Annotated in this window: 12 protein-coding genes and 5 tRNA genes; 10 read left to right on the top strand and 7 right to left on the bottom strand. The window is 65.2% G+C overall.

All coding sequences use genetic code 11. The features are described 5' to 3' along the window. Nucleotides 1–3: 3 nt before the first annotated feature. From ppk1 to OZ10_RS02945, 4 genes are all read right to left on the bottom strand, one after another. The gene (gene ppk1, locus OZ10_RS02960) at nt 4–2,106 is read right to left on the bottom strand and encodes a polyphosphate kinase 1 (protein ID WP_039563912.1); all 2,103 of its coding nucleotides are present in this window, start codon (nt 2,104–2,106) and stop codon (nt 4–6) included. Nucleotides 2,107–2,227: 121 nt separating this feature from the next. Beyond that, nucleotides 2,228–3,556 (bottom strand): phosphate regulon sensor histidine kinase PhoR, encoded by a 1,329-nt coding sequence (gene phoR, locus OZ10_RS02955; RefSeq protein WP_039412235.1) that lies wholly within the window; start codon nt 3,554–3,556, stop codon nt 2,228–2,230. A 73-nt stretch (nt 3,557–3,629) separates the two neighbouring features. Next, a complete protein-coding gene (phoB, locus tag OZ10_RS02950) occupies nt 3,630–4,319 on the bottom strand; it encodes a phosphate regulon transcriptional regulator PhoB (RefSeq protein WP_002806631.1) in 690 nt (229 codons plus the stop codon). A gap of 186 nt (nt 4,320–4,505) precedes the next feature. Further along, nucleotides 4,506–6,152: a M48 family metalloprotease gene (locus OZ10_RS02945; protein ID WP_039563910.1), complete on the bottom strand. Its 1,647-nt coding sequence runs from the start codon at nt 6,150–6,152 to the stop codon at nt 4,506–4,508. Nucleotides 6,153–6,301: 149 nt separating this feature from the next. On the opposite strand from OZ10_RS02945, the gene grxC reads away from it, so the two are divergent. The 3 genes from grxC (at nt 6,302) to OZ10_RS02930 (ending at nt 8,562) form a co-directional block, all read left to right on the top strand. After that, the gene (grxC, locus tag OZ10_RS02940; RefSeq protein WP_039412239.1) at nt 6,302–6,610 is read left to right on the top strand and encodes a glutaredoxin 3; all 309 of its coding nucleotides are present in this window, start codon (nt 6,302–6,304) and stop codon (nt 6,608–6,610) included. Beyond that, nucleotides 6,607–7,002, top strand: a complete 396-nt coding sequence (locus OZ10_RS02935) for a carboxymuconolactone decarboxylase family protein (RefSeq protein WP_039412241.1) — start codon at nt 6,607–6,609, stop codon at nt 7,000–7,002. Before grxC ends, OZ10_RS02935 begins: the two co-directional genes overlap by 4 nt. Before the next feature lie 552 nt (nt 7,003–7,554). Continuing rightward, nucleotides 7,555–8,562: an isocitrate dehydrogenase gene (locus OZ10_RS02930; protein WP_010368534.1), complete on the top strand. Its 1,008-nt coding sequence runs from the start codon at nt 7,555–7,557 to the stop codon at nt 8,560–8,562. A gap of 140 nt (nt 8,563–8,702) precedes the next feature. On the opposite strand, the gene OZ10_RS02925 is transcribed toward OZ10_RS02930, so the two are convergent. Then, nucleotides 8,703–9,464 carry a Bax inhibitor-1/YccA family protein gene (locus OZ10_RS02925; RefSeq protein WP_039403972.1) on the bottom strand — a complete coding sequence of 254 codons (762 nt, stop codon included), beginning with the start codon at nt 9,462–9,464 and terminating at the stop codon, nt 8,703–8,705. 151 nt (nt 9,465–9,615) lie between these two features. Here OZ10_RS02925 and OZ10_RS02920 point away from each other — a divergent pair. From OZ10_RS02920 to OZ10_RS02905, 4 genes are all read left to right on the top strand, one after another. Then, nucleotides 9,616–9,692: transfer RNA gene (locus tag OZ10_RS02920), tRNA-Pro, on the top strand. A gap of 42 nt (nt 9,693–9,734) precedes the next feature. Beyond that, nucleotides 9,735–9,811, top strand: a tRNA-Arg gene (locus OZ10_RS02915). 32 nt (nt 9,812–9,843) lie between these two features. Beyond that, a tRNA-His gene (locus OZ10_RS02910) sits at nt 9,844–9,920 on the top strand. A gap of 94 nt (nt 9,921–10,014) precedes the next feature. Next, nucleotides 10,015–10,090, top strand: a tRNA-Lys gene (locus tag OZ10_RS02905). 264 nt (nt 10,091–10,354) lie between these two features. Here OZ10_RS02905 and OZ10_RS02900 read toward each other — a convergent pair. Together OZ10_RS02900 and OZ10_RS02895 are read right to left on the bottom strand one after the other, a co-directional pair. Next, on the bottom strand, nt 10,355–11,617 hold the full coding sequence (locus tag OZ10_RS02900; RefSeq protein WP_039563905.1) for a lipase family protein: 1,263 nt from the start codon (nt 11,615–11,617) through the stop codon (nt 10,355–10,357). A gap of 709 nt (nt 11,618–12,326) precedes the next feature. Beyond that, the gene (locus OZ10_RS02895) at nt 12,327–13,595 is read right to left on the bottom strand and encodes a two-component system sensor histidine kinase NtrB (RefSeq protein ID WP_039403976.1); all 1,269 of its coding nucleotides are present in this window, start codon (nt 13,593–13,595) and stop codon (nt 12,327–12,329) included. 269 nt (nt 13,596–13,864) lie between these two features. Here OZ10_RS02895 and OZ10_RS02890 point away from each other — a divergent pair. The 3 genes from OZ10_RS02890 (at nt 13,865) to clpP (ending at nt 16,165) form a co-directional block, all read left to right on the top strand. Next, nucleotides 13,865–13,949: transfer RNA gene (locus tag OZ10_RS02890), tRNA-Leu, on the top strand. 204 nt (nt 13,950–14,153) lie between these two features. Then, a complete protein-coding gene (gene tig / locus OZ10_RS02885) occupies nt 14,154–15,446 on the top strand; it encodes a trigger factor (protein WP_039403978.1) in 1,293 nt (430 codons plus the stop codon). A gap of 92 nt (nt 15,447–15,538) precedes the next feature. After that, nucleotides 15,539–16,165 carry an ATP-dependent Clp endopeptidase proteolytic subunit ClpP gene (gene clpP, locus OZ10_RS02880; protein WP_002806026.1) on the top strand — a complete coding sequence of 209 codons (627 nt, stop codon included), beginning with the start codon at nt 15,539–15,541 and terminating at the stop codon, nt 16,163–16,165.

The following is a 16,165-nucleotide window of genomic DNA, read 5'->3' as shown; positions in this document are numbered from 1 at the left end:
CTCTCAGATCCGGTCGAGCAGGGTCATCTGCGCCGAATGTGCCGGCTCGCCCGGTGCCGGCGTGCGCTTGTGGTACACGCCCTCGGCATCCAGTTCCCACGCGCTGACGTTGTCGTCCAAGTAGTTCTGCAGCACTTCGCGGTAGACACGCTTGGCCAGGTCCGGGTCCAGGATTGGGAAGCAGGTTTCCACACGGCGCAGCAGGTTGCGTTCCAGCCAGTCGGCACTGGCGCAGTACAACTCGGCCGCACCGTCATTGCCGAACCAGTACACCCGGCTGTGTTCCAGGAAACGCCCCACGATCGAGCGCACGCGGATGTTGTCCGACACGCCAGGGACGCCGGGCCGCAGCGTGCAGGCGCCGCGCACGATCAGGTCGATCTGCACGCCGGCCTGCGAGGCGGCATAGAGCGCACGCACCACCTGCGGCTCGTTGAGCGCGTTCATCTTGGCGATGATGCGGCCGGGGCGGCCATTGCGGGCCAAGCGCGTCTCCCGTTCGATCCGCTTCAGCACGCCGGCATGCAGCGTAAACGGCGATTGCAGCAGCTGATCCAGCTTCATGCGCGGAGCAAGACCGGACAACTGCTGGAACAGCATGTGCACGTCGTTGCCGATCTCCGCATCAGCGGTGATCAGGCTGATGTCGGTGTACACGCGTGCGGTGCCGCTGTGGTAGTTGCCGGTGCCCAGGTGCACGTAGCGTTTGAGCTTGCGTCCCTCACGGCGCACGATCAGCAGCATTTTGGCGTGGGTCTTGAAACCGACTACGCCGTAGACCACCTGCACGCCGGCCTCCTGCAATTTGTCGGCCAGGCCCAGGTTGGCCTCTTCATCGAAGCGCGCGCGCAGCTCCACCACCACGGTGACGTCCTTGCCGTTGCGCGCGGCCAGAATCAATGCATCGACAATCAGCGAATCCTTGCCGGTGCGGTACAGCGTTTGCTTGATCGCCAGCACGTTCGGGTCGACGGCGGCCTGACGGATCACATCCAGCACCGCGGTGAACGCATCGAAGGGGTGATGCAGCAACACATCGCCCTTGCTGACGATCTGGAAGATGCCCTCGCTGTCGCGCAAGGTGCGCGGATTGAACGCGGGGTACTTCAGCTCCGGGCGCTGCACCAGGTCGTAGACCTGGGTGACGCGGCTCAGGTTGACCGGCCCGACGATGCGGTACACCGCGTTCTCGTTCAACCCGAAGTTCTGCAGCAGGGTACGCATGATCGGCGCCGGGCAATCGTGCGCGATCTCCAGCCGCACGGCCGGCCGGTAGCCGCGCGTGACCAGCTCGTCACGCAGCGCAAGCGCGAGATTTTCGACTTCTTCCTCGTCCACCACCAGTTCGGAGTTGCGGGTGACGCGGAACTGGTACGAGCCCTTGACCTGCATTCCCGGGAACAGCTCGTCCACGAACTCGGACAGCACCGAGGACAGGAACACGAAGCTCTGCGCACCTTCCGGCGACAGGCTGGCCGGCAACTGGATGATGCGCGGCAACGAGCGCGGCGCGCGCACGATGGCCAGGTGGCCGGCGCGCCCGAATGCGTCCTGGCCTTCCAGCACCACCACGATGTTCAAGGTCTTGTTGAGGATCTTCGGGAACGGGTGCGCCGGGTCCAGCCCCAGGGGCGACAGCACCGGCATGATCTCATTGCGGAAGTAGGCACGCAGCCAGCGCTTCTGGCGGGAATTCCACGTCGAGCGACCGAGCACGGCCACGCCGGCATCTTCCATCGCCGGGCGCAGCACTTCATTCCATGCGTGGTACTGCTGCTCGACCAGCTTGGCCGCACGGTCGTGCACCGCGTTGAGGATGGCGGTCGGGCTCAGCCCGTCCGGGGCCGGCGGCAGGCCGAACTCCTGCGCATGCCGCACGGTGGCCGCGCGGATCTCGAAGAACTCGTCCAGATTGGTGCACGAGATGCACAAAAAGCGCAGCCGTTCCAGCAGCGGAACCTGCTCGTCCAGCGCCTGCGCCAGCACCCGGAAATTGAAATCCAGTTGCGACAGTTCCCGGTTGATGTACAGCGCCGGATCACGCAACGGATCGGTGGCGATGTCCTCGGACGGTGTGATGTCGTGCAGTTGTTTGGCGTGGCCCATGGAGTCGGTCATCAAGACGGAGATGGTGTGCGTGGTCGCCGCAAGCGCATCGCCCTGCGGCGCGGACACGCTGTGTCGCGCAGCTGCAGCGCGGCCGGTGGCGACAGTCGCTCCCTACATATCACGCCGAGCGTGACAGTGGCAGGGAGTGCTCGCGCTGCACGATGCGTGCAGCGACGAAATGACACGAGAATTCGCTGCCGCGTCCCACTTCGCTTTCGATCTCCAGGCGCGCCTGGTGCAGGCCCAGGATGTGCTTGACGATCGACAGCCCCAGCCCGGTGCCGCCGCTCTCCCGCGAGCGGCTGCTGGACACGCGATAGAAGCGCTCGGTGATGCGCGGCAGATGCGAGGCGGGGATGCCGTAACCGGTATCGCGCACCGCCAGCGCCGCGCCGTCGCCTTCGCGCACGAAGCGGATCGTCACCGTGCCGCCGCCGGGCGTGTAGCGCACCGCGTTGGTCACCAGGTTGGAAAATGCGCTGTGCAGTTCCTTGTTGGAGCCGAGCAGATCCACCCCTGCCTCGTCGATCACTTCCACCGTGTGCCGGCCCTGGCTGTGCGCCTCGGCCTCGCGGCGCAGGGTGGAGAGCATCGGCGCCATCGCCACGTGTTCTTCGCCGAGCTCTTCCTGCGATTCCAGTCGCGACAGGGTCAGCAGGTCTTCCACCAGCTGCGCCATGCGCTGCGATTGCTTGCGCATCTCCGCCAGCATCGGGCCGGAGTCCGGGAAGTCTTCCGGGTCGAGCATGTCCAGGTAGCCGTGCACCACCGTCAACGGCGTGCGCAGCTCGTGCGAGACATTGGCCACGAAATCGCGGCGCACCTGCTCCAGGCGCAACAGCTTGCTGACATCGCGCGCCACCAGCAGCCAGTAGTCGTCCGAGTACGGGATCAGGCGAAGGTTCAAGCGCAGGTCCGGGTCCACGGGCGAGGGCGCATCCAGCATCGGCTCGGCATTGCGGCCGGCCGCCAGCCAATGTGCCAGCGGCAGCGGTTGCAGGCGTTCCACCACCGACACGCCCATGTCGCCGGGATGATGCAGCCCAAGCAGGCCGCCCGCGGCCTTGTTGAACCACTGCACGCGCTGGCTGTTGCGGTCCACCACCACCACCGCATCCGGCAACGCCTGCGCGGCGGCGCGGTAGGTGCGCAGCATGTCGATCAGGCGACGCTTGCGTCCGCGCATTTCGGCCTGGCTGCGATACAGCAGCCGGTCCAGCTCGTTCCAGGCGCCGACGCCGGCAGCAGGCTCGGCACGCTGGCGTGCGGTGAGCCGGCGCAGCACCTGACGCAGCCGCCAGTAATGCCAGGCCAGGACGCCCAATGCAGTGAGCGTCAGCGCCATCCATACATGCCCGATCAGCACGCCGGCCACGACGGCAGCGCCCAACAACAGCGCAAGGGTGCCGAGCGTCTTGAGCCAGGCGGAACGGATATGTTGGGGCATGGAAGGCGTGATCACGAAGCGTCAGGTGGGCAGCCGCCCCGGCCAGAGTGCGGCCGGGCGGCCTGGCGGCACGTCAGGTCGCCGAAGAAAAACGATAGCCCGAGCCGCGCACGGTCTGCACCATGTTCTCCAGGCCGAACGGCTCCAGCGTCTTGCGCAGGCGGCGGATGTGCACGTCGATGGTGCGCTCTTCCACATACACGCTGCCACCCCAGACATGGTCCAGCAACTGGGTCCGCGTGTACACGCGCTCGGGGTGGGTCATGAAGAAATGCAGCAGACGATATTCGGTCGGGCCGATCGGCACCGGCGCATCGCCGGCGAACACGCGGTGCGCGGCGCCATCGATGCGAAGCCGGCCAACGGCCACGCTGCCGTCCTCGTCGTCCTCGCGGGTGCGCCGCATCACCGCACGGATCCGTGCCAGCAGCTCGCGTGCCGAAAACGGCTTGACCACGTAATCGTCGACGCCGGCTTCCAGGCCGCCGACGCGGTCGTTCTCTTCGCCGCGCGCGGTCAGCATGATGATCGGAATCTCGCGGGTCAGCTGCTCCTTGCGCCAGCGGCGGGCAAGATCCAGGCCGCTGGTGCCGGGCAGCATCCAGTCCAACAGGATCAGGTCGGGCACGCGGTCGGCGATGGCGGTCTGCGCCTCGCGGGCGTCGCCGGCGTGGATGGGCTCGAACTCGCCCTTGCGCAGCGCGAACGCCACCATGTCGCGGATCGCGGGTTCGTCATCGACGATCAGAATGCGTTTCTGCACGCGGGGCTTACCGTCTGGCTTTGGTGATCGCCAGTAGACTACGGTTTTGTGACTCTAATGTGACATGCCGGACGCAGGCTGCAGCCAGACTGCGGTTCTGTGAAGCGGGCTGGGCTGGTAGTGCGGTGCCGGTGTCGACGGTGGCAGGATGTGGCGGTCGGGCCGGCTCGTCGCACCCCGGCGACATCAGCGCGTGGACAGGTCCGGGTCGCGGATGCCCTGACGGCGCAGCTCCAGCACCGTTGGCGTGATCGCGGCGATGCGGGCATCCACGCGCGCCCGTGTCACATAGTCCAGGTCCTTTTTCTTCAGCGCTTCCAGCTGGATCAGCGCCTGCTCCGGGCGACCATTCAAGTAAGCAGACTCGGCATAGGCTTCGCTGGCGCGCAGATGATCGCCGGCCAGCTCGCAGGCACGCGCATAGGTCTGCTGCAGCAAGGGGTCCTCGCCACTGCGGTACAGCAACGGTTCCAGCACCTGCCGCGCGCGCTGGCCGGACGCCTTGCTGGCCTGCTCGTTGAGCGCGCCGGCATAGGTCAGTGCCACCGCGCGGTTGCTCGGCAGTTGCTTGAGCAGCGCATCGAAGCGCGCATTGGCCGCTTCGCGCTGCCCCACGCGCGCCTGTGCCTCGCTCAGGCCCAGCGCCAGCCACAGGTTGTCCGGGTGCGTCTCGAGCAGGCTGGTCAGCTCGGCCACCGGCTCGCTGGGCCGGCCGCCGCTGTTGCGCAGCCGCGCCAGCGCCAGCCCGTAGCGCTGCGCATCGCTCAGCCCCTGCTTGGCGCTGCGGCGCAGGTTTTCGTACTCGCGAATGGCTGCGTCCGGGGTGCTTGCACTGAGCACGCGCAGACGTTCCTTGGCCCAGTCGAAACCCTGCTGGTCGCCGCCGCGGCTGAGCGCATCCACCGGCAGCCGCAGCGTATAGGGAAGCAGTGCGTTGCCGTTGCGACTCAACGGCTCCGACAGGCTCGGGTCCGCCGGGTCCACGCGTTCCTGGCGCGTTCCGCCCGGCACCGAGGTGGTCAGCACCACGGTGTTCTTCTTCATCTGCTCGGCACGCGCCTTGGCTTCGCTGATGCGGGTGGTGGTGACCGGGTGGGTCTGCAGGAAGTCCGGCGCGCTGTAGCCGCCCTCGTTGGCGCGCATCGCCACCGACATGCGCTCGAAGAAGCCGGCCATCGCGTCCACGTCGTAGCCGCTGCGCACCAGCGTGCGGATGCCCAGTCGGTCGGCCTCCGATTCGTTGGAACGGGTGTAGTCGATCTGGCGTTGCTGCATCAGCCCCATCGCACTGGTGATGGTGGCCATGGTGGCATCGCCCTTGGAGTTGCCGCCGGCCTGCTGCGCGGCGACCACCGCGGCCAGCATGCCGAGCAGGATCGGGATCTGGTCACGCTGGGCCCGTTCCACCCCGCGCAGCACATGCTGCTGGGTGACGTGGGCGATTTCGTGCGACAGCACCGCCGCCACCTCGTCCTCGCGCTCGGCGGTCAGCACCAGACCGGCATTGACCGCGATATAGCCGCCCAGGGTCGCGAACGCATTGATCTGGCGGTCGCGCAACATGAAAAACGTAAACGGCTGCTGTGGTTGATCGCTGTTGGCGCCCAGCCGGGTGCCCATGGTCTGCAGCCAGTCGCCGATCAGCGGGTCGTCCAGCACGTAGTCGTAATTGCGCAGCTCGGCCAGCATCATCTTGCCGTACTCGGCCTGACGCGCCGGGGTCAGCAGCTCGCCGGCCGAGGAGCCGATATCGGGCAGGCGGCTTTCCTGCGCGGGTGCCATACCCACGGCGACGGCCAGCGTAAGGGCGGTGGCGAGCGGAAGCAGGCGCAAGTGGAACTCCCAGGTGATGCGCGGAGCATGCGGGCAGCGCAGCGCAGCGGCGTGAATCGGCAATTAATCCACAGTGTTGCGGTGACGACATGGAAATTCCAGTCGCCCGCTACCATGTGTCAGACCTCAGACCAACCACGGAGTTTCCCGTGAGCCAAGACCATACCGTGCAGGACGCCGCCGGCGGACCACATATCACCCTGTATTCCACCGCCATCTGCCCGTATTGCGTGGCCGCCAAGAACTTCCTCAAGAGCAAGGGGCAGACCTGGACCGAGGTGCGCATCGACCTGGACCCGGCCGAGCGCAACAAGATGGTCGCCCTGGCCAAGCGCACCAGCGTGCCGCAGATCTTCGTCGGCGACGTCCATGTGGGCGGCTACGACGACATGATGGCCCTGCATCGCGCCGGCAAGCTCGAGCCGCTGCTGGCCGGCAGCACGGGCGGGCAGGCATGAGTGGTTCCGACGACGGCAGCGCCGACCGCCTGCGCGAGTTCACCGAATTTCGCCAACGCATGAATCAGCGCATCCTGGCCGAGCCCAACCAGGTGGTGCGGCGCTTCTTTGCGCTGGACACCCAGACCTACCAGGCCGGTGCGCTGGACGTGAAAACCAAGGAGCTGCTCGGTCTGGTGGCCTCGATGGTGCTGCGCTGTGACGACTGCATCAGCTATCACGTCGCCCAGTGCAAAGAGGCTGGCGTGAGCCGTGAAGAATTTTTCGAAACCTTCTCGGTCGGACTGGTGGTCGGCGGCTCCATCGTGATCCCGCATCTGCGCCGTGCAGTGGATTTCCTCGACCAGCTCGAAGGCGGCGCGCAGGCGCCGGCGCAGCACGCGCACGAGTGAGGGGCCGAGCCCGGGCGGCTGCATGCCGCTCGGGATTGGCGATCGGGAATCGGGAATTCGTCAAAGGCAAGTCGCGCGCCGTTGTCAGGGCGGCGCGTTGCGTTTGGGTGCTCGGCCGCCCCACGCCGACAGCATGCGTGGCCAGCGTGCCCGCGGCGGCGTAAGCCGGCCGCACGCATTGGTGGGCTCCGCTGTGCTGTCGAAGTACGTACCGCGCAGGATGGGCGGGTGCTCGGAGCGGTCAGGGGTTTGGCGGCAGGTGACGCGCTGATACCGGGGTCTCGGTAGGCGGCACTCTTCTCACAGCGGCCGGCACCTGTGGTTTGCGTCGTCGCGCATGCGCCCGCCAGGCAGCCTGGCCTGGCAAGGATGGGAGGCGTCCGCATCCGTCGGCCGCGCAGCGACCGCCGCGCCCTGCCTGCCGCTCTTAGACCAAGGTCGGTTTGGGCGCCTTCACCGGCATCGGGCATAATTGCCCGTGAAACCTCCTTGCGCCGATCTGCCGGGTTCGACGGCTGGCGCTCCCCCCTTCAAGTTCGGAAACCCAACGATATGACGCAGACAATCACGGTCATCCGCGGCGACGGTATTGGCCCGGAGATCATGGATGCCACGCTGTTCGTGCTCGATGCGCTGCAAGCTGGCCTGACCTACGAGTACGCCGACGCTGGCTTGGTCGCGCTGGAAAAGCACGGCGATCTGCTGCCCGAGTCCACCCTGGCGTCGATCACCAAGAACAAGGTGGCGCTGAAAAGCCCGCTGACCACGCCGGTCGGCGAAGGTTTCAGCTCGATCAACGTCGCCATGCGTCGCAAGTTCGACCTGTACGCCAACGTGCGTCCTGCCAAGTCGTTCCCGAACACCAAGTCGCGTTTCGCCGATGGCGTGGACCTGATCACCGTCCGTGAGAACACCGAAGGTGCTTACCTGAGCGAAGGCCAGACCGTGTCCGAGGATGGCGAGACCGCGTTCTCCGGTACCCGGATCACCCGCAAGGGCTCCGAGCGCATCGTGCGCTACGCCTTCGACCTGGCGCGCGCCACTGGCCGCAAGAAGGTCACCGCGGTACACAAGGCCAACATCATCAAGTCGACCTCGGGCCTGTTCCTGAAGGTGGCACGTGACGTGGCTGCGCAGTACCCGGAAATCGAATTCCAGGAAATGATCGTCGACAACACCTGCATGCAGCTGGTGATGCGTCCGGAGCAGTTCGACATCATCGTGACCACCAATCTGTTCGGCGACATCATCTCCGACCTGTGTGCCGGTCTGGTCGGCGGCCTGGGTCTGGCCCCGGGCGCCAACATCGGTCTGGACGCGGCGATCTTCGAAGCCGTGCACGGCTCGGCGCCGGATATTGCAGGGCAGGGCAAGGCCAACCCGTGCGCGTTGCTGCTGGGTGCAGCGCAGATGCTGGACCACATCGGTCAGCCGCAGAACGCCGAGCGCCTGCGCGAAGCCATCGTGGCCACCCTGGAAGCCAAGGACTCGCTGACCCCCGACCTGGGCGGCACCGGCAACACCATGGGCTTTGCCAAGGCCATCGCCAGCCGCCTCTGAGCGCACTGGCAACGCCGCACAAAAAAAAGGGCGCCCAGGGCGCCCTTTACTTTTGCTTGGAGATGTCTGAAGCCACTCCATGCCATCGATCGCAGGGAAACGCTCTTGCGATTCCCCAATCCCGATTCCCGATTCCCGGCTTAGTTCCGCGACTGCAGCTTCGACAGCAAGCGAAGGAACTCGATGTACAGCCACACCAGCGTCACCATCAGGCCGAACGCGCCGTACCACTCCATGTGCTTGGGTGCGCCCTGCTCGACACCGCTTTCGATGAAGTCGAAATCCAGCACCAGGTTCAGTGCGGCCACTACCACCACGAACAGGCTGAAGCCGATGCCGACCAGGCCCGAGTCGTGGATGAAGGGAATCCGCACGCCGAAAAAGCCCAGGACAATCGTCGCCAGATACACCAGCGCAATGCCGCCGGTAGCCGCCACCACGCCCAGTTTGAAGTTCTCGGTCGCCTTGATCATGCCGCTGCGGTACGCGAACAGCAGCGCAAACATGGTGCCGAAGGTCAACAGGACCGCCTGGAACACGATGCCATTGAAGCGCGCTTCGTACACGGCCGAGATCGACCCCAGGAAGAAACCCTCCACCAGCGCGTACAGCGGCGCGGTGATCGGTGCCCAGGTCGGCTTGAAGCTGGTCGCCAGCGCGAACACCAGTCCGCCGATCGCGCCGGCAATCATGTAGATGCGTGCGGCCGGCAGCGGAACGCCGTCGGCGCCAAGCGATTGCGACCATGCGAACGCGGCGGTGAGGACCGCCATCAGCAACAGCAGGCCGGTCTTGTTGACCGTGCCGTTGAGTGTCATCGCCTGACCATCGCGGGTGACCACCGAGCCGGAGCCGAGGTCGAGGAACGTGGATTCCCGGAGGGCCGGGTTACCGCTACGCATGCGTGTTCTCCATGAAAGTAGGTGCTCGCCGAGTTGGCGCGCGTTGTTGAGAGGATACCGGATCGTCCAATTTACACAGGGTGATTGACAGCGAGGCCAATCGTTCCCAAAATAGTCGACCTTTCCAGCCTTCGGGATTGAAAGGTCCCGCCGGGGTATAGCGCAGTCTGGTAGCGCGCCTGCTTTGGGAGCAGGATGTCGGGGGTTCGAATCCCTCTACCCCGACCATTCCGAGCTCCTGGCGGCGTGGGAATGCGAAGTTCGGTCCGGGCGCCCGTAGCTCAACCGGATAGAGCACCGGCCTTCTAAGCCGGCGGTTACAGGTTCGAGTCCTGTCGGGCGCGCCATCGGCGGTACGGTAGGAAGCAGGTTTTCAGTGGTGGCTGTAGCTCAGCTGGTTAGAGTACTGGATTGTGATTCCAGATGTCGGGGGTTCGAGTCCCCTCAGCCACCCCACTGAATGACAGGCAAGTGCAGGAAAGTTTGACCCGATGCGTCGCGGGGTGTTGCAACGAAGCAAAAACGCGCATACAATGTGCGACCAGTTTCAGGGCCGTTAGCTCAGTTGGTAGAGCAGTTGACTCTTAATCAATAGGTCCAAGGTTCGAATCCTTGACGGCCCACCAGACAGGCAGCCACTCAGCGCAAGTTGAGTGGCTGTTTTTCTTTGTGCGGATGCCTGTCGCAGACGCAGGCAATCCTGGCCTGGGTGGCATCCAGCGCGTCTTGCTGTGTGCAATGACCGCTGGCGCGTCGGGCGCCAGATCAATGGCGCCCGGCTTTTTCATCCTGGCAACGGCAGGCATCGTCGCTGGGCAGATGGCGGCAATGCGCTGCGCGCCGTCCTGGTGTTGCGTGCGTCCCGGGCCGCTGTGCGCAAGCGCCTGCGCTCAGCGTTGCTTGTCCAGCAACTGCTGGCGCACGGCGATCATGCAGCTTTCCTTGCTGGCCAGATGTGCCAGGGCATCGTTGTCGGCCGGATTGCCGCTGCCCACATCCACCACCGAGACCTGCGTGCTGCCGCGGCGCTTGAAGGCGTCGATGGCGGTGCTCGCGTTCTTCAGTGGCACGGTGGCGTCATTGGAGGAGCCGCAGAGCAATGTGCGCGTCCGTGGCGTCCAATTCAGCAGATCGTTGCGCACCAGGTCCTGGCGGAACCGGTTGTTGGGGTTGCGCGGGAAATCCTTGTAGAAGCTCGGCTGGAAATAGCTGCCGACCTTGTCGATCGTCGGCAACAGTCCGCCGACGGCCAGATCGATCAGATCGTTCTTGCCCGGGAAAAGGCTCTCGACTTTTCCTGCCCATGGGTCCTGGAGCACCTGTGACGGCGAGAGGTAGACATTCTGGTAGGTGTGCTGCATGCCGACCAGGGCGTAGGTCACCAGCACCAGGCCGAAGGTGCTCTCGCCAACGGCATTGCGCCCGCTCCAGCTGTCCAGGAAGGTCTGGCTCAATGCATACGGGCCGGAAATCGGCGCGCTGGCGGCCAGCTTGAACTCGTTGGGATAGTGCGCCTCGATTTCGCGCTGGGTTGCCATGGCGGCGTGACCACCTTGCGAGTAGCCCGACAGCATCACCTTGCCCGACAGCGGGGTGTTCAGCCGCGCCAGGACCTGGCGGGCGGCGCGCATCGCGTCGATGGTCGCGCTGGCTTCGCTGTCCGCGTGCAGGTAGGGGTGGAATGGGTAGGTGGACTTGCCCAGGCCCAGATAATCGGTGCTGACCACCACGTATCCCTGGCCGGCCAGTCGGGTGACAAGCGGGTCATCGCCCTTTGCGTCGCGAATCTCCTTGGCCTGCTCTGCGGCACGTTGCGGTTCGGTGCCTGGGTCCCAGCTCAACAGCGGATAGGGGCCTGTGCAGCTGGCACCGCCTGGCACGAGCACTACGCCAGACGCCGTGGTCGGTTCACCCTTCACGCCGACCGTTGCATAGGTGAACTCGGCCACCCTGACATCGCATTTGGGCAGGTCGCTGGCCTTGTCGTTAGGCAGCAATGCAGCAAGCGCGGTGCGGGTATAGCTGGTGAGGAAGTTGCTGTTGAGCAGGGAGCCACGCGCAGGCGATGCCATCGCGATCACGGGCAGGAAGGCCAGCGCGGTTCCAATGGCGGTGAGCAGGCGTGAAGCATTGCGATTTCGTTTGTTTCCCATGGCGGATGTCCTGATGTGCGACCGCAGGTGAATGCGGCTGCGTGGGGGAGTGATGGGGCGCTTCAAGGTGTTGGCTGCCGACAGTGGTGGCATGGATCGCATGCGATCAGCGCTTTGTCAGCGGGGCGTGTGGACCGAGGCGAACGCGGTGCCCTGATCGGCCGTGACGGCGTTGCGACAGGTAATGGATGGGTGCTGGCGAGGCCCTGGCTGTTCAGGAGGCCAGACTATGGGCCTGTGGATCAGGGCCGCATTCGGCAACAACGAAGCGCGCACTCCCGGCGCGAACGCGCGAGGTGTCACGCACGCCTTCGCCTCTATCGATTCATCGGATGTTGGGCGCGGCTGCCTGGATGCAGGCCAGCATCAGTGCGCCAGGGCAGCCGCTTTTCCCGGCGCAAGGGCCAGTCAGGACGAGTCGGCGTCACCAGGCGGTTCGATCGCCATCCCGGGCTGCGCGGTAAGTGACTGGCAAGGCTGCATCCGTCACAAAAGTGGCTGGATGACTCTCGGCGAGCGCGTGCCATCGTTGCAGATGTCACGCCGATTTCTTGAGTACATCGGCATGGCGCCGACACGACCGAGCTAGTGGCAGCGGGCAGCAGCAATCGGCCTGCGGCATCGGTAATGCGGCCTGCAGCGGATCACACCCGAATCTCACTTGCAGCGCGAATGCAGTGCGCCGGCTCCAGCACCCGCCGATCAGATGCTAAGCCTGATCCACGCGTGGAAACGCAAGCAGGAAGCGCGCGCCTTCACCCGGCGCCGAAATGACGTCGACAAAACCGCCTGCCTGCCGCACGGCGCTGTAGACCTGCGCCAGGCCCAGGCCGGCGCCGCGGTTTGCACCCTTGGTGGTGAAGTAGGCTTCGAACAGGCGTGACTGCACCTGTTGATCCATCCCATGGCCATTATCGGCGACGGCGATGGTGACGTAGGCCCCGGCGGGTTTGGTCAGGCTTGCGTCGGCCTCGGTCACGCGTGCGTAGCCCGTCTCGACACGGATGATGCCGCCGCTGTCGCAGGCATCGCGCGCATTGATGACCAAGTTCAAGATCGCGCGTTCCACCGTGTGTCGGTCGACCATCGCGCAGCATCCGCCCGCATCGCTGTGCAACTGCAGCTGCAGGTCCGCGCCGATCACCTGCTCCAGCAGCGGGTTGAGCTGTTCGGCCAGGGCGGCCAGGTCGACCACTTCGGGGCTATACGGATATTGGCGCGAAAACCCGACCAGGCGCTGCGCCATGACCGAGCCGTGTTGAAGCGCCGCATCGGCGACGCCGAGCAGCTTGGCATCCTGTGCATCGATCTGCCCGCGTTGCACCACCAGATCGATCGCCGACGTGGCGGCCTGCAGCACGTTGTTCAAGTCGTGCACGACGCCGGCAAGCAATTGGCCGACTGCCTCGCCTTTCTGCGCCTGCTCGGAAATCTTCTCCGCAGCGCCTTGCGCAGCACGCGCGATATCCAGGTCGCCTTCGGTGCGCTCGTGCAGGTCGCGCAAGGTATGCAGCTCGGTCGACAGCGAACGCTCGCGCGTGCGTGCCAGCATCAGCGCGCCGATGGAGAATTCACGCTCTGCCTTCAGGGTGCGGTCCAGCGTGTGGAAGGCCGCCTCCAGTGCCCGGCGGTCAGAGATGTTCTTGCTGATCGCCAGGATGGCTTCGACATTGCCGAACTCATCGAACAACGGGCTGGTGACCACCTGCCAGGTCTGCCGGACGCCAACGAAATTGACGCAGGCCGCCTCGAACTCGTGCACCGTGCCATCGATCGATGCTGCCATTGCCGCATCCACCAAGTGCACGGACTCCGCCGGCCAGAACTCGCGCCACGGGCGGGAGAGCAACTGGGCCTGGTGGCTGGCGCCAAGGACGGTCAAGCCGTTGACGTTGACTGCCGTGATCCGCCCGTTGAGGTCGATCTCTTTGATGCAGTCTCGCGACAGTGCCACGATCTGCCGATACCGATCTCTCATCGCGGCGGTTTTCTCTCTCGGCTGATTAACGGAATTTTCGCAAACATTGCTGTCGCCGTGCACAAGAACACGGCACTGCTTCATGCTGCAGCAGGGCACCACGCTGAACCATTCACCGGACACTAGCGTACTGGTAGATGCCGGGCGCTGCGAAGAGGGAGCCAACGGCCGCCAGGTAAGGTCAGAAATGGCGGCAGACCGCCCTGGACAGGCAGCAGCGCTTTTTCTTTGCCAGCATCCCTGCAACAATGGTGGGCGCGTACAGCACTGCGAAAGTGGCGGAATTGGTAGACGCACCAGATTTAGGTTCTGACGCCGCAAGGCGTGGGGGTTCGAGTCCCCCCTTTCGCACCAGTGCAGCGCGGCCGTGAGTGTTCCGGCCGCCGCCACCCATGTAGACCACAGGTTTTTCTCGCCAGGCGTGCCATTGCACGCATCCCGCTGGCAGCGGCCGCCGTTATCGGCGAAACTACAAGGCTCGGCGGCTTTCTCGCCATCCGTCAACCCGCATCTTCCATCTCGTGCCGACGCCGTGCGCTGTCGGTGGCAGGAGTCAACATGCAAGCATCGATCGAATCCACCGGCAATCTGGAACGCCGCCTGACCTTCACCCTGCCGCAGGAGCGCCTGGAGACGCATGTCGGTGGCCGCCTGCGCGAACTTGCGCGGACCACCCGCATCAAGGGCTTCCGTCCCGGCAAGGTGCCGACCAAGGTCATCGAGCAGCGCTTCGGTCAGCAGGTGCGTGCCGAAGCGATGGAAGGCCTGCTGCGGGAGACCTTCGATTCGGCGGTGCGCGAGCATTCGCTGCGTCTGGCTGGCAACCCGCGGATCGACCAGGGCGAGAGCGACTTCGATTTCGTCGCCACCTTTGAAGTGGTGCCGGATTTCGGCGACATCGACGTGAGCCAGCTGTCGGTGGTGCGTCATACCGCCGAAGTGACCGATGCCGACATCGACCAGATGATCGAAAACCTGCGCCTGCAGCGCCGCACCTGGAACCCGGTCGAGCGCGGCGCGCAGGTCGGCGACCTGGTGGCGCTGGAGACCTGGTCGCAGGCCGGCGACGAGCGTCTGCCCGCCGAAGGCGTGGAGACCGGCAGCAGCGTGCTGGGCTCGGGCGTGATGTTCGACCAGATCGAAAAAGGCCTGGAAGGCCTGACCAAGGGCGAAGACAAGACCCTGACCATCGATTTCCCCGCCGAATGGCGCGTGCCGCCGCTGGCCGGCAAGACCGTGCAGGTGCACGTCAAGGCGGTCGAGGTGTCCGAGCCGGTGCTGCCGGTAGTGGACAAGGAGTTCATCAAGAGCTTCGGCGTGAAGAGTGGCGATGCCGAGCAGTTCCGCGCCGACATCCGCACCAACCTGGAGCGCGAGCTCAAGGGCGCGCTGATGAACCGCCTGCGCCGCGAAGTCGGCGAGCAGCTGATTGCCGCCTATGCGCACGTCGAAATGCCGCCGCGTCTGGTCGAGAACGAAGCGCGTTCGATGCTGGCCCAGCAGGTTGAGCAGGTTCGCCGCAGCGGCCGCGATCCGGGCCAGGTGCCGGACGACGCGCATCAGGGCTTCATGGACGCGGCGGCCAAGCGCGTGCTGGTCGGTCTGCTGGTGGGCGAGGTGGCCCGTCGCAATGAACTGCGTCTGGAATCCAAGCGCGTCAGCGAAACGCTGCGTCTGATCGCCTCGACCTACGAAGAGCCCGAACAGGTCATTGAGATGTACCGCAACGACCCCCAGTTGATGGGTGGGCTGCAGAGCCGTGTGATGGAAGAGCAGGTGATCGACTGGATCGCCGAGCGCGCCCAGCACACCGAGCAGCCGCTGTCGTTCCAGGACGCCATCCGGGTCTGAGGCGGTAGCAAGAGAACCGCGCCCTGCCGTCGTCAGGGTGCGGATATCGAACACGGGCGTCGGCACAGGCCGCTGCCACAACAGGAAGACCGATGAGCATTGTGACCAAAGCCCTGAACCTGGTGCCCATGGTGGTCGAGCAGACCAGCCGTGGCGAGCGTGCGTACGACATCTACTCGCGTCTGCTGAAGGAGCGTCTGATCTTCCTGGTCGGTCCCATCGACGACCATATGGCCAACGTCATCGTGGCCCAGCTGCTGTTCCTGGAAGCGGACAACCCGGAAAAGGACATCAGCATCTACATCAATTCGCCCGGCGGCGTGGTCACGGCCGGCATGGCGATCTACGACACCATGCAGTACATCAAGCCGGACGTGAGCACCATCTGCGTCGGTCAGGCTGCCTCGATGGGCGCGCTGCTGCTGGCCTCGGGCGCAGCGGGCAAGCGTTACGCGCTGCCGAACTCGCGCGTGATGATCCATCAGCCGCTGGGCGGCTTCCAGGGCCAGGCGACCGACATCGATATCCACGCCCGTGAAATCCTGACCCTGCGCTCGCGCCTGAACGAGATCCTGGCCAAACACACCGGCCAGTCGCTGGAAACCATCGCGCGCGACACCGAGCGCGACAACTTCAAGAGCGCGGTCGATGCGCAGGCCTATGGTCTGGTCGATCAGGTGCTCGAGCGTCGTCCGGAAGAGTCGATCCAGCCGTCTTGA

It is taken from the genome of Xanthomonas cannabis pv. cannabis, from assembly GCF_000802365.1.
GTDB classification, from domain to species: Bacteria; Pseudomonadota; Gammaproteobacteria; order Xanthomonadales; family Xanthomonadaceae; genus Xanthomonas; species Xanthomonas cannabis.
This window is presented reverse-complemented; position numbering and strand designations above follow the sequence as displayed.

Bases quoted from the DNA above. Each gene is read 5' to 3' on its own strand.
- ppk1 (WP_039563912.1), bottom strand. From the start codon at position 2,106: ATGGGCCACGCCAAACAACTGCACGACATCACACCGTCCGAGGACATC.
- phoR (WP_039412235.1), bottom strand. From the start codon at position 3,556: ATGCCCCAACATATCCGTTCCGCCTGGCTCAAGACGCTCGGCACCCTT.
- OZ10_RS02935 (WP_039412241.1), top strand. From the start codon at position 6,607: ATGAGTGGTTCCGACGACGGCAGCGCCGACCGCCTGCGCGAGTTCACC.
- OZ10_RS02930 (WP_010368534.1), top strand. From the start codon at position 7,555: ATGACGCAGACAATCACGGTCATCCGCGGCGACGGTATTGGCCCGGAG.
- OZ10_RS02925 (WP_039403972.1), bottom strand. From the start codon at position 9,464: ATGCGTAGCGGTAACCCGGCCCTCCGGGAATCCACGTTCCTCGACCTC.
- OZ10_RS02900 (WP_039563905.1), bottom strand. From the start codon at position 11,617: ATGGGAAACAAACGAAATCGCAATGCTTCACGCCTGCTCACCGCCATT.
- OZ10_RS02895 (WP_039403976.1), bottom strand. From the start codon at position 13,595: ATGAGAGATCGGTATCGGCAGATCGTGGCACTGTCGCGAGACTGCATC.
- tig (WP_039403978.1), top strand. From the start codon at position 14,154: ATGCAAGCATCGATCGAATCCACCGGCAATCTGGAACGCCGCCTGACC.
- clpP (WP_002806026.1), top strand. From the start codon at position 15,539: ATGAGCATTGTGACCAAAGCCCTGAACCTGGTGCCCATGGTGGTCGAG.